This window comes from Flavobacterium saliperosum (assembly GCF_900100625.1).
Classification (GTDB): domain Bacteria; phylum Bacteroidota; class Bacteroidia; order Flavobacteriales; family Flavobacteriaceae; genus Flavobacterium; species Flavobacterium saliperosum.
This window is the reverse complement of record NZ_FMTY01000003.1, coordinates 377,031-395,152: the sequence shown is the minus strand read 5'-3', so window position 1 is coordinate 395,152 and position 18,122 is coordinate 377,031. Positions and strand designations below refer to the sequence as shown.

The 18,122-nt window shown below is 39.7% G+C and carries 13 protein-coding genes and 3 tRNA genes; 10 read left to right on the top strand and 6 right to left on the bottom strand.

The annotated features are described in order from the left end of the window. Positions 1–69: 69 nt before the first annotated feature. The 9 genes from BLQ05_RS08110 (at position 70) to BLQ05_RS08070 (ending at position 12,673) form a co-directional block, all read left to right on the top strand. Complete coding sequence (locus tag BLQ05_RS08110; RefSeq protein ID WP_023577038.1) at positions 70–1,128, top strand: nucleoid-associated protein; 1,059 nt, start codon at positions 70–72, stop codon at positions 1,126–1,128. A 100-nt stretch (positions 1,129–1,228) separates the two neighbouring features. Then, a complete protein-coding gene (locus BLQ05_RS08105; protein WP_023577039.1) occupies positions 1,229–2,299 on the top strand; it encodes a tyrosine-type recombinase/integrase in 1,071 nt (356 codons plus the stop codon). Between the two features lie 100 nt (positions 2,300–2,399). After that, the gene (locus tag BLQ05_RS08100) at positions 2,400–2,849 is read left to right on the top strand and encodes a DUF1569 domain-containing protein (protein WP_023577040.1); all 450 of its coding nucleotides are present in this window, start codon (positions 2,400–2,402) and stop codon (positions 2,847–2,849) included. A gap of 124 nt (positions 2,850–2,973) precedes the next feature. Continuing rightward, entirely contained in the window at positions 2,974–4,806 is a 1,833-nt protein-coding gene (locus BLQ05_RS08095; RefSeq protein WP_023577041.1) for a hypothetical protein, read from the top strand. A 69-nt stretch (positions 4,807–4,875) separates the two neighbouring features. After that, entirely contained in the window at positions 4,876–5,772 is an 897-nt protein-coding gene (locus tag BLQ05_RS08090) for an ABC transporter ATP-binding protein (protein ID WP_023577042.1), read from the top strand. Between the two features lie 10 nt (positions 5,773–5,782). Continuing rightward, the gene (locus BLQ05_RS08085) at positions 5,783–6,622 is read left to right on the top strand and encodes an ABC transporter permease (RefSeq protein ID WP_023577043.1); all 840 of its coding nucleotides are present in this window, start codon (positions 5,783–5,785) and stop codon (positions 6,620–6,622) included. 15 nt (positions 6,623–6,637) lie between these two features. Beyond that, entirely contained in the window at positions 6,638–8,950 is a 2,313-nt protein-coding gene (locus tag BLQ05_RS08080) for a T9SS type B sorting domain-containing protein (protein WP_023577044.1), read from the top strand. 38 nt (positions 8,951–8,988) lie between these two features. Beyond that, positions 8,989–12,342, top strand: a complete 3,354-nt coding sequence (locus BLQ05_RS08075; protein ID WP_035654693.1) for a T9SS type B sorting domain-containing protein — start codon at positions 8,989–8,991, stop codon at positions 12,340–12,342. Between the two features lie 82 nt (positions 12,343–12,424). Further along, entirely contained in the window at positions 12,425–12,673 is a 249-nt protein-coding gene (locus BLQ05_RS08070; RefSeq protein ID WP_023577046.1) for a GlsB/YeaQ/YmgE family stress response membrane protein, read from the top strand. 54 nt (positions 12,674–12,727) lie between these two features. Here BLQ05_RS08070 and typA read toward each other — a convergent pair whose 3' ends face one another. From typA to proS, 6 genes are all read right to left on the bottom strand, one after another. Continuing rightward, the gene (typA, locus tag BLQ05_RS08065) at positions 12,728–14,527 is read right to left on the bottom strand and encodes a translational GTPase TypA (RefSeq protein ID WP_023577047.1); all 1,800 of its coding nucleotides are present in this window, start codon (positions 14,525–14,527) and stop codon (positions 12,728–12,730) included. 146 nt (positions 14,528–14,673) lie between these two features. Next, complete coding sequence (gene rpsT, locus BLQ05_RS08060; protein WP_023577048.1) at positions 14,674–14,925, bottom strand: 30S ribosomal protein S20; 252 nt, start codon at positions 14,923–14,925, stop codon at positions 14,674–14,676. 155 nt (positions 14,926–15,080) lie between these two features. Continuing rightward, positions 15,081–15,152: transfer RNA gene (locus BLQ05_RS08055), tRNA-Glu, on the bottom strand. Between the two features lie 20 nt (positions 15,153–15,172). Further along, a tRNA-Glu gene (locus BLQ05_RS08050) sits at positions 15,173–15,244 on the bottom strand. Positions 15,245–15,264: 20 nt separating this feature from the next. Next, positions 15,265–15,336: transfer RNA gene (locus tag BLQ05_RS08045), tRNA-Glu, on the bottom strand. A gap of 78 nt (positions 15,337–15,414) precedes the next feature. Beyond that, positions 15,415–16,893 carry a proline--tRNA ligase gene (proS, locus tag BLQ05_RS08040; RefSeq protein ID WP_035654728.1) on the bottom strand — a complete coding sequence of 493 codons (1,479 nt, stop codon included), beginning with the start codon at positions 16,891–16,893 and terminating at the stop codon, positions 15,415–15,417. Positions 16,894–16,995: 102 nt separating this feature from the next. Between proS and BLQ05_RS08035 the strand changes: the two genes are divergently transcribed. Beyond that, positions 16,996–18,063, top strand: coding sequence for a hypothetical protein (locus BLQ05_RS08035; protein ID WP_035654695.1), 1,068 nt, complete (start codon positions 16,996–16,998; stop codon positions 18,061–18,063). The last annotated feature ends 59 nt before the right edge of the window (positions 18,064–18,122 follow it).

Sequence of the window (18,122 nt, the reverse complement as noted above, 5' to 3'; positions counted from 1 at the left end):
AAAATAAATGAACCAAGATTTAAGTATCGATCTTTCTTCTTGGTTCTTTCATCTAAAAATACCACCTAAATGATCAATCTATTCAACACCCATATCGACAATTTGTCTATCCACAGAGTTGGAAACAAAAGTCGTAACGAAGCTATTTTCCTTTCGGAACAACCGTATAATCTGAATGACGAGATTATGCCGCTTCTGAAAGAATTTTTCTTTAAACCTTTCAGAGACAAAGAGGAAAACTATTTTCAGTTTGCACACGATGTGGATTTGGATTACAACGAAATGTACAATTTTGCGAATGAGATTTTCGCGAATCCGAGCAACGTACACGAAGTTACTAAAAAAATTACCCGTCATTTGTTCGAGCAGTCCAACCATCCGCACATTAAAAACGGAGAAGTGTATGTGACCTACTTAACGAATGTATCGATTGACAACAATGTAGTGGACGCGATTGGCGTTTTCAAAAGTGAAATCAAAGCCGATTTCCTTCAGTTTGAAGAGAAAGACACGAATCTGGAAATGATTCTGCAACAGGGAATCAGTCTGAACAAACTGGACAAAGGCTGTTTGATTTTCAACTACAAAAAAGAAGAAGGATACAAAATTTTAACCGTAGACAGTAACCGTTATGACGCCCGTTACTGGTTAGAGCATTTCTTATCGGTGGATGCGTTTCAGGATGAGAATTTCATCACGAAAAAGTATTTGAAATTCTGTCAGGATTTTGCCAAAGAGGTAGTACTTCCGGCAGAAGACAAGAAAGAAGAAGTAATGTTCATGAACCGTGCGGTAAATCACTTTGCGAAAAACGACAACTTCGAGGAATCCCTATTCTTAAACGAAGTGATTGACAATCCGGACTTGATTTCGGAATTCAAAAACTACAAAGTGGACAAAGGCGAGAAATACAGTATTGAAGATTTAACCTCGTTCCCTATTGCCAATGCGGCGGTTTCGGATGCGCGTAAAAAAATGAAAAACATCATTGAACTGGACACTAACATTCAGATCAAACTGGATTTCATCAACCCGGAAAGTGCCGAAAAATACGTAGAAAAAGGCTGGGACGAAGAAAAACAGATGTATTACTATCTGGTGTATTTCAACAAGGAAAACAAGAGCTAATCGGTACATAATTTACAAAAGTACATAAAAACAAAATCCTCATGCATTCATTTACATGAGGATTTTTCTTATATTTGAATCTATTCCTATATAAGCCATTATGATTGATTTAAAGCCTTTTACTTTTACCCTTGGTGAACTTAATGATAAGAAAGTTATTTTCATCCGATTTGAAAAAAATCCAATACTCCTTGCACAAATCAAAGCGCTGAAAGGTGCCCAGTGGGATTGGAACCTAATTACCTGGTATGTTCCGGACACAGCCGACTACCGAAAACTCTTTAATTTGCCGGAAGATTTTGCCATTGGAAAATACGTTCTGTCAAAAATTTCAGATGTCAATCAGAGAGAAATACAACGACTCGTTCATCAACTCAAATTAAAAGGCTACAGTCCGAACACGATTCGATCCTATGTGAGTGAATTTGCGCAGTATTTGTATTATCTGAAAAACTTACCCGCAAACAAATGTGGGGAAAATGAAGTGCGCAATTACCTCATTTTCTGCATTGAAGACCTGAGACTTACCGAAAACTCATTACACAGCCGGATCAATGCCGTCAAATTTTATTATGAAAAGGTTTTGCTTCAGGAAAGAATATTTCTTGAAATTCCGCGTCCTAAAAAGCAAAGCAAACTTCCGAAAGCATTAAACACCTATGAAGTGAAACGCATCTTTGATGTAACCGAAAATTTGAAGCACAATACGATGCTCAAACTTTGTTACGGTATGGGTTTGCGGCTCAGTGAAATCCTAAATCTGAAAATTTCAAATGTCGACAGCAAAACCATGCGGGTTCACATAGAACGCGGCAAAGGGAAAAAAGACCGCTATGTGAATTTACCGGAAAGCATCCTGGAACAACTTCGCTCCTATTATCTCGAATACAAGCCGAAAACCTATCTGTTTGAAGGACAATATGGCGGCCAATACAGCGCGAGAACCCTACAGGAAGTATTCAAAAAAGCGTTGGAAAAAGCACGGATTTCTAAAAAAGTGGGTATTCACAGCTTACGACACAGTTTTGCCACCCATTTACTGGAAAGCGGTACCGACATTCGGTTCATACAGGAATTATTGGGGCATAACGACATTAAAACCACTTTTGTTTACACGCACGTGTCGGATAAATCGATTCGGAGAATTATCAGTCCGTTGGATAAATTATAGCCTTTCTTTATCACAAAACTGGCTTTAAGATAAAACTGAAACCCCTTTTTGTATATTTGGCTTACTAATAAAAACCTACTGAAAATAATACGGTAATACAATGAACAACCTATTTAATCCATCGGATGTTTCTGGAATTCTGGAGCGCATTGAGAAACTGACACCTGACTCACCAAGACAATGGGGGAAAATGAACGCGGCCCAAATGTTGGCACATTGCAACAAGTCGGTAGAAACTGCCATGGGGCAGAATTTCATGAAACGTCTTTTTATTGGCCGGATTATTGGCACTCTTTTGAAGACTAAAGTTGTGATTGCCAAACCTTTCGGTAAAAACTCCCCAACCGACAAAAGCTATATCTTCCCAGACAATTGTAACTTTGAAGAGGAAAAATCAAAAATAACCGCATCCATCCGAAAATTTTCCGAGGGTGGTCCTTCGCAATGCACCACTTATCCGCACCCTTTTTTTGGTAAATTTACCCCCGAAGAATGGGCAGTTTTCCAATGGAAACATCTGGATCATCATCTTAGGCAATTCGGAGTTTAAATCCGATAACTTTAACTGCATTGCGCCAACAGAATTCGCATAAGGTTATTCAACTCCTTTTTTAGTTGCCCATCACAACAATAAAGACTAAATTACGTTGAGATAATTCCTTTATCAGAACAACATGTTTAAACGTTTACTTTTACTTTCTTTGATACTTCTTTTTACTTGTCAGCCTATGCTGGGTCAGGTAACCAGAATGCCCAGGGATACCACAAAAGTATACAGCTATATTGAGCGGTATTCCAAGAAACGGAAGTTCACCAAATTTGTACACCGGTTAATCTTCAGACCCACAGAACGGACAAATCCGACAAAAAAGAAGAAACAAACCCGGCAACAACAGAACATATTCAAAAAGCACGAATGCAAAATCATTCGGAACATCAATATTGAGGTCTTGGATCCGTTTGGTTTCGCAATAGACAATCCGAATAAAATACCAAAAAAATGGATTGAAAAGGCCGGAAACAGTATGCATACCAAGTCGAAAAAATGGGCCATCCGTAACCACTTGCTGTTCAAAAAAAATGACGAACTGGATTCGCTTTTGGTTAAAGAATCCGAACGTCTAATCCAAAGACAACGTTACATCCGCAATGTATCCATTAAACCGGTACCGATTCCGAACAGTAAGGATTCGGTCGACATTTCCATTACGGTTCTGGATTCCTGGAGCCTGATTCCCAACGGTTCGATTTCATCTTCCAATGGTAATCTGGAAATCACGGAACGAAATTTTTTGGGATTGGGACATGAATTTGAAAACAACTTCCGACAACGATTTACCGATAATACGGCCGCCTACGGCATGCGCTATATAATCCCCAATTTCAGAAATACATTCATCAGTACCGTTTTTCATTACGACGAGGATTTCGACAAGAATCATGTAAAAGCTGCCGGGATTAACCGCGTTTTCTTTTCTCCTTTTACCCGTTGGGCTGGCGGAATCGCTTTCGAACAACGCTTTTATCGCGATTCGCTCAGTGAAACCAACGATGTAATGGCGCTAAAGAATTTCAAACTGGAAACCCAGGATTATTGGGCCGGACATTCGTTCCGTATTTTTAAAGGCAATACCGAAGACGACCGCATTACAAATCTTGTAACCACCTTGCGATTCCGAAACATAAAGTATCCCGAAAGCCCCGAACTGGCCTATGATCCCATCGATTATTTCAGTAATTCAAGATTATATCTGGCCAGCATCGGTATTACTTCCCGACGATTTGTGGAAAACAAATACCTCTTTAATTACGGGATTCCGGAATATGTACAGATTGGAAAAACTTATGCAATCACATCAGGATTTGAAGAAAAGAACAGCATCCGAAGGAATTATTTCGGCGGACGCTTCTCGTTTGGGGGATTTCATAATTTCGGGTACTTCGGAAGCAATTTTGAACTCGGAAGTTTCTTTAATGACGGGGCTTCCGAACAAACCACATTCAGAGCCGAAGCCCTTTATTTTACCGATTTGATTGAATACGGCAACTGGAAATTCCGACAGTTCATTAAACCGCAGCTAACCATAGGAAACAACCGTATCCCAACAAAAAGTGACTTGCTTAACCTAAGTGACCCCAATGGTATCGAAGGGTTTCAGAATTCAATTCAGGGAACAAAAAAATTATTGGTCACTTTCCAGACACAATCTTACATACCGGGAAATTACCTCGGGTTTCGTATGAGTCCGTTTGCCAATTTTTCCATGGGTATGATTGCCCACCAAAACGAGAACCTACTGAAAACCCCCTTGTATTCTAAATTCGGAATCGGAGTTTTAATCAGTAATGACTATCTGGTGTTCAACAGTTTTCTGTTATCCTTTGCTTATTATCCTACCATCCCGGGAACAGGCGATAATATTTTCAAGCTTAACTCCTTCAAAAACAACGACATCGATTTGTTCGATTATCAAATCGGGAAACCGGCCATAGTACCTTTTCAGTAATTCTTTTCAAAATCGGTAACAAAAGCAACAGTTGTTCGTCCTATTGATAACAATCAAAAAACGAAAAAATTGGAAACTATTCTTACAATTGAAAATCTGAATAAACGTTTCGGAAGCGTTCATGCAGTTAAAAACGTTTCTTTTGAAATTAAAAAGGGAAATGTTTACGGCATTTTAGGTCCGAACGGAAGTGGAAAATCGACCACTTTAGGAATCATACTCAATGTGGTCAACCGCACTTCCGGGGACTACAAATGGTTTGACGGAAAAATGGATACGCATCATGCCCTGAAAAAGGTAGGCGCCATTATTGAACGACCGAATTTCTATCCGTACATGACTGCCGAGGAAAACCTGAAACTGGTTTGTAAAATCAAAGGGATTCATTACGACAAGGTGGAAGAGAAACTACAGGTTGTTGGTCTTTTGGAACGCAAAGACAGTAAATTCAGAACTTTTTCTTTGGGAATGAAACAGCGTTTAGCTATTGCTTCAGCTCTTTTGAACGATCCGGAAATTCTAATTCTGGACGAACCTACCAACGGATTGGATCCTCAGGGAATTCGCCAAATACGGGATATCATTAAGCATATTGCGTCTTTAGGAACCACTATTTTATTGGCTTCCCACCTTTTGGATGAAGTGGAAAAAGTGTGTTCCCACGTGGTTGTGCTACGCAAAGGCGAAATACTATACTCGGGTTCCGTAGATGGCATTATCACCAACGAAGGCTTTTTTGAACTGCAGGCCAACGACAACAATCAACTGAAAGCAACGCTTCAGAATCATCCGGCCGTTGAAAAAATTGATGACGAAGACGGAAAGCTGTTCGTGTATTTGAAAGCACCGTTGGAAGCTGCCGATTTGAACCGATTTCTATTTCAGAACAACATCAGTCTGAACCATTTGGTTAAACGCAAACACAGCCTTGAAGAACAGTTTTTACAACTTACAAACCACAATTAATCCCTCCGAGATGAAACGACTTTTAGATATAGAATTACAAAAACTTTGGAAAAACAGATCCAGTAAGGTCCTAATCATTGCTTACTTCATTCTGCTTTCTTTTATTGCCTTAATTGCTTCCATCAAATTTGAATTTGGTGCCTTTAAGCTTCATATTGCCGAACAGGGAATTTTCAACTTCCCATACATTTGGCATTTCAACACGTACATTGCGGCTATTTTAAAACTGTTTTTAGCCATCGTAATCGTCTCCATGATGGCCAACGAATACAGTTACGGAACGTTAAAGCAAAACCTTATTGACGGAATGAGTAAGAAAGAATTCATTCAGTCGAAATTTTTAACGGTTATCCTGTTTGCCTTGGGCTCGACTGTCTTCATTTTTATCATGTCTTTGATTTTGGGTTACAGTTTTTCTTCCTATAATGAAATCGGCATCGTTTTCTCCGATTTGGAATACCTTTTGGCCTATTTCATAAAACTGGTTGCCTTCTTCTCCTTCTGCTTGTTTTTGGGAATTCTGGTAAAACGTTCGGCGTTTGCACTCGGATTCTTATTTGTCTGGAACATCATTGAGGGAATTTCCATTGGTTTAATGAAGTGGAATTTCTTTAAAGATACTGATGTTGCTGCCAATGTGAGTCAGTTTTTCCCTTTGGAATCGATGAGTAATTTAATAAAAGAACCCTTCTCCCGTTTGTCGGTAATTAAAAATGTGGGAGAAACCATTGGAGGTAAAGCTTTTGAGAAAGATTATACGGTTCATTATTATGAAATACTAATCGTGTTAATTTGGACCGGTATTTTTATGTTTATGTCGTATAAAATACTTAAAAAAAGAGATTTGTAGTATCTTTGCGATACTATGCGTGAATATAAAATCCATTTTTCGGCACTCTTTATATTGCTGCTGTCCTTATCGGCTTCAGCACAGACTATTAGTGTAGATAACTCAAAAACCCCAACGCAGCTTGTTCAGGAATTGTTTGCCGGCGGGAGTTGTGTGGTACCTACAAACATTACCATAACCGGCTATGATTTTGGCGGCGGGGAGAAAAGTTTTGCTTCCTTTGACAGCAACGGTTCTGGCTTTCCGCTTCAAAAAGGATTGCTTATTTCGACCGGTCGTGCGAGTTCTGCCATTGGTCCGAATTCCTCCCTGCTAAGTGAAGGCCCTTCTTCCTGGCCGGGAGATAACGATTTGGAAATGGCCATTAATGAAAACAATACCATTAATGCCACCATTGTCGAATTTGATTTTGTTGCGGTTACTAATTATATGAGTTTTAATTATATTTTTTCGTCGGAGCAGTACTTATCAAATCCGAGTTCAAATCAATGTAATTATTCCGATGGTTTTGCCTTTTTACTGAACGAAATCGGATCGCCTGCCAATCAAAATCTGGCGGTGGTTCCCGGAACGAATATTCCCGTAAAAGTCACCACCGTTCGGGGTAGCGGCACTGTTTGTCCGGCGGCCAATGCACAATACTTCGATGCTTTTAACGGAAGTAATCACCCTACCAATTTTAACGGACAAACCAGAGTGATGAATGCCGAAGCCGACATAATACCGGGTCGTTCGTACCACATCAAAATGGTTATTGCCGATCAGGGAAACAATCTTTACGATTCGGCTATTTTTATAGGTGGCAACAGTTTCAATAACGATTATGCCATGGGCGACGATCGTTTGATTGCCGACGGAAATCCGCTTTGTCCGGGCGAAACCCTTACCGTAACACCGGATTATACCGTGCCGGGAACATTGAGTTACAGTTGGCTGAAAGACGGGGCTCCGATTCCGGGGTATACCAATGTCAGCTCACCAACCTATACCATCAATGCTGCCGGGGTATATACTTTAATGGCCGATGTCGGAAGTTGTACGGTCTATGGTTATATCAATGTTGAATATGCTCCGGTTACAGCCAACGATACAAATCTAACCGAATGCGACGACAACAATGACGCAATCGCCACGTTTGACCTGACCGATGCCGTGCCAGCAATAACCGGTGGTAATCCAGAAATGACGATTCAGGGATATTATCGAAATTTAACAAATGCCCAAAATCAGCAAAATGCCATTACGAATCCACAGTCCTATCAAAATACTTTAGGGAATACTGTTATAGCCAGAGTAGAAAACGATTTTGGTTGTGTTGATTACGCTGATATCACTCTTCAGGTAACCAACAGTATCGCGCTGAATCCCATAGCACCCGTAAAAGTATGCGACTACGATGCCGAACAGGACGGATTGTATGAATTTGACCTCAATGCGATTACACAACTGATCCGAAATACCAATACCCTTCCGGCCGGCACCGTCATACAGTATTTTGCATCACAACAAGACGCCCAAAACTTTGTCAATGCGTTAACCAGTCCGTATCCGAATACAACTCCAAACCAGCAAATCATTTATGCCCGAATCGCAAACAGTTGTTCTGAAATATTACCGATTACCTTAACCGTAACCGCCTTTTCATCGAACCTGCAAGACGAGTCTGTTCCCATCTGCAACGAGCAAAGCATAACTCTTGATCCGGGATCCGGTTTCAATTCCTACTCCTGGAACACCACTCCCGTTCAAACGTCGCAAACAATTACCGTTTCACAGTCAGGAAACTATTCGGTGACCGTAACCAACGCTGATGGATGTTCGGTTACAAAAACCTATTTCGTAACCACTTCAGAGCCGCCTACAATAACCGGTATCGATACGAACAGTTTTTCGGGCATTGCCAATTCCATCACTGTATATGTTAGCGGTTCCGGTACTTATGAATATTCGCTGAACGATGTAATTTATCAAACCAGTAATGTTTTTACCGGAGTCTATCCGGGAGAATATACAGTTTACGTTCGCGACATCTATGGCTGTGGAGATGACTTTGAAACAACCTATGTTTTGGATTACCCTAGATTTTTCACCCCTAACGGAGACGGATATAACGATGTTTGGAAAATCAAAAATCTGGATACCAACTACCCTAACTCCCGACTTTTCATTTTTAACCGTTATGGTAAACTGCTGAAACAGATCTCCTCAGAAAATGATGGCTGGGACGGGACATTGGAGAATAACACTTTACCTTCTGACGATTATTGGTTTACCCTTACATTTGAAAACGGAAGGATTATTAAAGGTCATTTTAGTTTGAAAAGATAAAAATTCTTACATTTGACTTTTATTCACGTCTTTTTATCATGAAATCAATTTATTGTAGTTTTTTGTGCTTATTTATCTCAATTGTTTCTTTTGCACAAGGAGAAGCTAACAATTGGTATTTTGGAAGCGGAGCCGGAATAAAATTTATGCCGGATGGTTCGGTGCAACCTTTATCTGGTGGACTACTATTCACTTTTGAAGGCTGCAGCTCCATATCAAATGCTAATGGCGATTTGCTTTTTTATTCGGATGGAAAAACCGTTTGGGACAGGAATCATGTTATAATGCCTAACGGAAATTATAACGCCGGAACCGGTCTTCTGGGCGATCCTTCAAGCACACAATCTGCCATTATTGTTCCGAAACCCGGAAATCCTGACATTTACTACATCTTTACCGTTGATGAACCTCACCATGAAAATGCCGCTGTTTTTCCGGATCAGAATACCAATGTTACCCCAGATCAGGATGACGGATTTAATAACGGATTAACCTATTCGATTGTAGACTTATCGATTACCGGCTCAAACGGAAGCATCGGGGATATTACAACACGAAATTCCTATTTGGTGACTTATAATCCCATAAACAATAGCGAAGTAGCCTACAAGTGCTCAGAAAAAATTACGGCGGTAAAAAACAATAACGGGAGCGGTTTTTGGGTTTTAACCCATTTCGTTAATAAATTTTACGCTTTCAAAATAGACAATAATGGTGTGGATCCCAATCCGGTGATTTCAACCACTACCCCTTTTGTATCCATAAACGGATATCGTAAAAATTCCATTGGCTATTTGAAATCCTCTCCAAACGGAAGAAAAATTGCAATCGCACACAGTCAATTAGGAAACATAACCGGAGGAACAGAAGAAAACGGGCAGATACTGCTGTATGATTTTGATAATACGACAGGAATCGTTTCCAACCCAATCAGTCTTGTTACCGGTGGCAGTCCTTACGGAATTGAATTCTCCGCCGATTCCAGAAAACTTTATGCCACAAACGGGATAAACAACAACCTGTCCAGTCAATTATTGCAATTTGATTTAACCACAACCCCCATAAATCAAGTTCTTATTGATCAGTACAATTCTACAGCAGGAGCACTCCAATTAGGCCCCAACAAGAAAATATATCGGGCTAATTTTTCAACGCAAAGCAATATTGACACTCACTTAGGTGTAATCAATAATCCGGAAATAGCCGGACCGGGCTGTGATTATCAACAACTGGGAGTAGAATTGGTTTACGGAAGTTCCGCGTTGGGCTTGCCTCCGTTCATTACCTCAGTTTTTAATGCCAGTATAGCGGTAACAAACATTTGTTTGGGAGATCCTACCGAATTCACTATTCCCGCGAATCCGAATTTAGACAGTATCGATTGGGATTTTGGTGACGGAAACACTTCTACACAAGTATCACCCACCCATACCTATACCACTCCGGGTAATTATACGGTAAGTGTTACAATAACGGTAAATGGAAGTTCGGTAACAAACGAACAAATGGTAACAATACATGCAAAACCCGTTGCCTATGCAATCCCAAATCAGGTGCTTAATCAATGTGATGATGACGGGGATCAGAGGTACAACTTTAACTTTTCATCATTAATAACGAACACCATTCTCGGTGGTCAGGATCCTTCGGTTTTTGAAGTGAAGTATTTTTTAAACAATCAGGATGCCATAGACAATACCAATGCAATTGATGCTACAAATTATACGAATTCAACCCCAACATTCATTGTTTATGCAAGGGTTTCCAATAAAAATAACCTTCTATGTTATGCCATTACAAATTTTACGGTAAACGTTTTCAAACGCCCGGTGATAAATGCACTATCAAACCTTATCATTTGTGATGATGCACTAGATGGGGATACTACAAACGGACAGGCGATTTTTAATTTATCTTCGTTAAACAACGATATTTTAGGTACGCAAAGTGCCTCTGAAAATACCATTTCCTATCACTTATCACAAAATGATGCCGATTCAGACAGCAATCATCAGCCTCTTTCCTTTTATAACACGACGCCAAACCTGCAAACCCTTTTTGTCAGAATTGAAAACAATTTAAACACAGATTGTTACAGTACCCGTCCGTTTGATTTGATTGTGAATCCGCTTCCCATTGCCATTCCTGCCCAATTAACACAATGCGATTTTCAAGTCAATCCCGACGGTTTAACAACTTTCAATTTAACAGAAGCCAATGGCATTTTGACAGGAAACAATACCAATTACAGCACTCAATTTTACACTCAGACCAACAACATTACACCGCTGAATACGGTTTATACAAACATTCAAAATCCTCAGACACTTAATGTTAAGATTACCGACAATACCACTCAATGTTACAGCTACACTACTTTAACGTTAAATGTAACGATAAATCCAACGACCATAGTTGATTTACGAGAATGTGACACAGACGGTACCGAGGATGGCTTCACTTCTTTTGATTTATCGGACGCCGGTTTTGAAATTCCGGGCAACACAACCAAGTACTACCTTTCAGGTAATGATGCTTTAATGGAAGAAAATGCCATAACAACACCACTTGATTACACCAACACACAGGCGAACAACCAACGGATTTTTGTAAGATCAGAAAACGGAAATGACTGTATTGGCATTAACGTAATTGACTTAACAGTCAAACCATTACCTGATATTGAAACCGAAGACACAGCCGTTTTTTGCTTAAACACTCCTACTGTTCCAATTACGTTACATGCGGGAATAGGCACGCAGAACCCAACTTTGTTTACCTATTTTTGGACGCCGGGTGGAGAAACGACCCCAACTATAGACGTTTTGGCCTCAGGAACCTATACTGTTAAAGTGACCAACGGGGTAAGCTGCTTCAAAGAAAGAACCATTATCGTTAAAGATTCGGATGTCGCAATGGTGGAGTCCGTAGCGGTTACCGATTTATCCGACAACAACACCATTACGGTATTTGTTCAGGGCAATGAAAACGAATTTGAATACAGTTTGGATTCCCCTACCGGCCCTTTTCAGTTAAGCAATCATTTTGAAAACGTAACACCCGGAATACATACCGTTTATATCAGCGATATTGACGGCTGTGGTGTAATTCCAAAAGAAGTTTCCGTATTGGGTATTCCGAGGTTTTTCACTCCCAATGGCGATGGATATAACGATACTTGGATTATTAAAGGCATGGAAAAAGGGTTCTATGCCAACAGTTCCATTTATATTTTTGACCGTTTTGGTAAGTTATTGAAACAAATGGCACCGGGTGGAGAAGGCTGGAATGGTACTTTCAATGGACAACTGCTTCCTTCAACTGATTACTGGTATGTAATGAATCTTGAAGATGGCAGAATCATCAAAGGGCATTTCGCTTTGAAACGATAAATCATTTTAACAGTCACATTCCTAATAATTATTGGATTTATAGTAGTAACTTTACAGCTATTAATCTTTAAATCAATAAGTTATGGAAATTGTAGTTACATTAATTATCGGAGCGGTTGCCGGATGGCTTGGAAGTCAGATTTTCAGCGGTGGCGGTTTAGGTTTATTGGGCAATATTGTTGTAGGCATCTTAGGCAGCTTTGTAGGTTATTGGCTTTTAGGTAAATTAGGAGTCAGCCTTGGGACAGGCATTTTAGGCGCTATTTTAACCGGAGCTGTAGGGGCCATTGTCATTTTAGCAATAGTCAATCTCCTATTTAAAGGAAAATAGAACATAAAAAAAGCCACTCAAATGAGTGGCTTTTTTTATTTATGAGTGTTTCAATTATGAAATTTTGAAACGCTTTCTGTCATTTTCAGTCAGATATATTTTTCTCAAACGAATACTTTTTGGAGTTACCTCAACATATTCGTCTTTTTGAATGTATTCTAAAGCTTCTTCCAATGAGAAAATAATTGGAGGTATAATTCTTGCTTTTTCATCATTTCCGGAGGAACGAACGTTAGACTGCTTCTTAGCTTTAGTTACGTTGATACACATATCATCACCACGACTGTTCTCTCCAATAACCTGACCTTCATAAATCTCAGCATTGGGCTCAACGAAGAATTTACCACGATCCTGCAATTTATCGATAGAATAAGGAATCGCTTTTCCGTTTTCCATAGAAATTAACGAACCGTTGTTTCTTCCCGGAATTTCCCCTTTAAAAGGTTCGTATCCAATGTAGCGGTGTGACATAATTGCCTCTCCGGCAGTAGCGGTTAAAAGTTGATTTCTCAATCCGATGATTCCACGAGACGGAATATTAAATTTAATAATCATTCGCTCACCTTTAGCTTCCATCGAAAGCATTTCACCTTTACGAATGGTTACGAATTCAACAGCACGTCCGGAAAGATGCTCTGGCAAGTCAATGGTTAATTCTTCAATTGGCTCACATTTCTGACCATCAATTTCCTTGATGATTACCTGTGGCTGTCCAATTTGCATTTCATAACCTTCTCTTCTCATGGTTTCAATAAGAACCGATAAGTGCAATACACCACGACCAAAAACCATGAATTTATCAGCAGAATCCGTTTCACCCATTCTCATGGCTAAGTTTTTCTCTAACTCTTTAGTCAGTCGATCTCTAATATGACGCGATGTAACAAATTTACCTTCTTTACCAAAGAATGGCGAATCGTTAATGGTGAACAACATACTCATTGTAGGCTCATCGATAGCAATAGTCTGTAATGCTTCCGGGTTTTCAAAATCAGCAATGGTATCACCAATTTCGAAACCTTCAACACCAATAATCGCACAGATATCACCGGCAACAACCTGTTCCACTTTTTTACGGCCAAGACCTTCAAAAGTGTGTAATTCTTTAATTCTTGATTTGATAACCGTCCCGTCTCTTTTCACCAACGAGATTGGCATTCCTTCTTTTAAAACACCTCTTTCTAAACGACCAATCGCAATACGACCGGTAAAAGAAGAGAAATCCAAAGATGTAATTAGCATCTGTGGTGTTCCTTCGGAAACTTTAGGAGCAGGAACGTGTTCTAAAACCATATCCAATAATGGCTCGATGTTTTCAGTCTGGTTTCTGAAATCATCAGACATCCAGTTATTTTTTGCAGAACCATACACGGTTGGGAAATCCAACTGAGCTTCGGTAGCGCCTAATTCAAACATTAAGTCGAAAACTTTTTCATGCACTTCTTCCGGAGTACAGTTTTCTTTATCCACTTTATTAATAACCACACATGGTTTCAATCCTAAGTCAATCGCTTTTTGCAATACGAAACGGGTTTGTGGCATCGGACCTTCAAAAGCATCCACCAACAAACAAACTCCATCCGCCATATTCAATACACGCTCTACTTCCCCACCAAAATCGGCGTGGCCCGGAGTATCGATAATGTTAATTTTTGTGCCTTTGTAAGTTACGGAAACGTTTTTAGAAGTAATGGTAATCCCTCTTTCTCTCTCTAAATCGTTGTTATCCAAGATCAAATCACCTGTGTTTTCGTTTTCACGGAATAACTGACAGTGATACATAATTTTGTCAACCAATGTTGTTTTACCGTGGTCAACGTGTGCAATAATCGCGATGTTTCTAATTGAAGTCATATACTAATTTTGAAGGTGCAAAAGTACAACTATTTTTTGGATTAAAAAGACTAATTATGAAGTAGTTAGCTAAAATTTAACCAATTAATAAAAAATAAAAAAAGCCCTCAATACTGAGAGCTCTTTATTTTATCAAAACTTAGTTACTATAAAGCAGCTACGTGTTTTGTTAATTTTGATTTTAAGTTTGAAGCTTTATTAGCGTGAATAATGTTTTTCTTAGCTAATTTGTCAATCATAGAGATTACTGAAGATAATTTTGCAGCTGCCTCAGACTTGTCAGTCGCTAAACGAAGTGCTTTGATAGCATTACGTGTAGTTTTGTGTTGGTATCTGTTTAATACTCTTTTTTTCTCGTTGCTTCTGATTCTTTTTAAAGCGGACTTATGATTTGCCATTTTGTTCTTTTTTTAATTGTAATAATTGTTATAAACTACTAGTTAAAAAAGAAAAACCTCCCACAACTGTTAAGACAATCACTTTGGTTTTAACTAATAAAACAATGACCGAGACACCAATCATTATTTTATAAAACTTATTTACAACTAATTTGTAGCCCGTAGGGGAATCGAACCCCTCTTACCAGGATGAAAACCTGGCGTCCTAACCGATAGACGAACGGGCCATATTAGAGTTAAAAGATTGTAGCCCGTAGGGGAATCGAACCCCTCTTACCAGGATGAAAACCTGGCGTCCTAACCGATAGACGAACGGGCCATATTAGAGTTAAAAGATTGTAGCCCGTAGGGGAATCGAACCCCTCTTACCAGGATGAAAACCTGGCGTCCTAACCGATAGACGAACGGGCCTCTTTTCTCTAATTGCGGTTGCAAAAATACAACTATTTTTTATTCCCACAAGACTCAGTAGAAAAAAATATTTTTTTTTTAATATGCCTTCGCAAAAAGCACTCTTCCCGCTGATGGTTTCCCAGTAAACACACAGCTTCCCGCCTCTTCAACACGATCCAAAGCGATACAACGAATGGTTGCTTTTGTTAACTCTTTGATCTTTTCTTCGGTCTCGGCGGTACCGTCCCAATGGGCAGCAACAAACCCGCCTTTGTTCTCCAAAACATCTTTGAATTCCTCAAACGAATTTACCTCAGTAATATGTGCATCTCTGTAATTCAGCGCTTTATTGAACAAATCATTCTGAATTTGCTCCAATAAATTCTGAATATAAGCTGTAATTCCGTCTTTGGAAACCGTCTCTTTTGTCAATGTATCTCTTCGAGCAACCTCATACGTTCCGTTTTCCAAATCATTCGGACCGATAGCCAAACGCACCGGAACTCCTTTTAGTTCCCATTCCGCAAACTTAAATCCTGGCTTCTGTGTATCCCTATCATCAAATTTAACGGAAACACCTGCTTTACGCAATTCTTTCATTAAGTCGTTTACCTGCGCTGAAATCGCTTCCAATTGCTCATCTGTCCTGTGAATCGGTACAATCACCACCTGAATCGGCGCTAAGTTTGGAGGCAACACCAATCCGTTATCATCAGAATGTGTCATCACCAAAGCACCCATCAAACGTGTGGAAACACCCCAAGAGGTCCCCCAAACATGTTCCTGTTTTCCTTCTTTATTGGCAAATTTCACATCAAACGCTTTGGCAAAATTTTGCCCTAAGAAGTGCGATGTTCCCGCCTGAAGCGCTTTACCATCCTGCATCAAGGCTTCAATACAATAGGTTTCATCAGCTCCGGCAAAACGTTCCGTTTCGGTTTTAATTCCTTTTACAACCGGAATCGCCATGAAATTCTGAGCGAAATCCGCATACACGTTCATCATTTTCACCGATTCCTCCAAGGCTTCTGCTTTTGTGGCATGCGCGGTATGCCCTTCCTGCCATAAAAATTCGGCAGTACGTAAAAACAGACGCGTACGCATTTCCCAACGCACCACATTCGCCCATTGGTTAATCAATAACGGTAAATCTCTGTAGGATTGCACCCAACCTTTATATGTAGACCAAATAATCGCTTCACTGGTGGGACGAACGATTAATTCCTCTTCCAGTTTGGCATTTGGATCCACCATTAATTTTCCTTTGTTATCAGGATCGTTTTTTAATCGGTAATGCGTAACAATAGCACATTCTTTTGCAAATCCTTCGGCATTTTTTTCTTCTGCTTCAAACATGCTTTTCGGAACGAACAAGGGGAAATACGCGTTTTGATGACCTGTTTCTTTGAACATACGGTCCAATTCTCCCTGCATTTTTTCCCAAATAGCATAGCCGTACGGTTTGATAACCATACACCCTCTCACTCCGGAATTCTCTGCTAAATCTGCTTTTACAACCAGTTCATTATACCATTTGGAATAATCTTCTGATCGTTTTGTTAAGTTCTTGCTCATTTTTAATACTTTGGCACAAATATTGTTTAACTTATCTTTGATAAAATAGTTCGACAAAACTAACTATTTTTGTTATGTCCAACAATAAAAAACACCATTGATATGAAAACTAATTACCTATCCGGCCGAAACGTATCCATTTACACAATATTTGGATTAGTAGGACTTTTGGCTTCCTCCTGTGGTTCTTATCAAAACGCTTCGTATTACGATAATGACGGGGTTTACGGTTCGTCCGAAAGACCACGCACACAGACTGAAAATAAGTACAGCGAAGAAAATCTTGAACAAAGCAACAAATACAAAGATTTTTTTGCGGCTAACAAAGATAATTACTCCTATGACAATGAAGCTTTTACAGACATAGAGGGCTACAATTCACAATCCAATGATACGGTCGCAAAAAATCAACAGGATAATTATGCCGGCTGGGGTGACAATGATAAAAACGTAACCATTAACTATTATAATAACGACTATTGGGGATGGAATTCCCCTTATTATGGTTGGGGTTGGAATTCATGGTACTCACCAAGTTGGAGTTGGGGATGGAATTCATATTATGGTAATTATTGGAATGTTGGATTTGGATGGGGATGGAACTCTCCTTATTACGGATGGGGATGGAACTCATGGTACAGCCCTTATTACTCGGGTTACTACTACCCATACAATGGATATTACGGACACCATCATCATTACATTGGCGGAACAAGAGGAGGCTATTCCTATCAAGGAAACAGAGGCAGATCGTATTCTAATCAAGGGATATATTCCGGAGGAAGAGGCAATACCATTAACAACCCACGTCCGAGAAGCAGCAATTTCACTAATCCAAGAACACCTAATTTCAACAATCCGAGAAATAACAACAGTACTGTAAACCCAAGAAACAACAATACGGTTAATCCTCGAAACAATAACGTCAATCCAAGAAATAACAATGTGAATCCGAGAGGTACCCAATATCAGGAACCTACTCCGCGTCCGAGAGTAAACCCGAGCAGCGAACCAAAACCAAGAAGTTCGGAATATTCTGCTCCAAGAAACAACAACTACTCAGCTCCCAGAAGCAACAACAGTTACTCAACACCTAGAAGTTCCGGAAGTTCTTTTGGAGGTGGTGGCAACTCAGGAGGCGGAAGATCAGGAGGCGGCGGAAGAAGATAAATTTAATTCCTAAGTCCAATTTATTTTGGACTTAGGTTTTTACGTTAATTAATACTAAG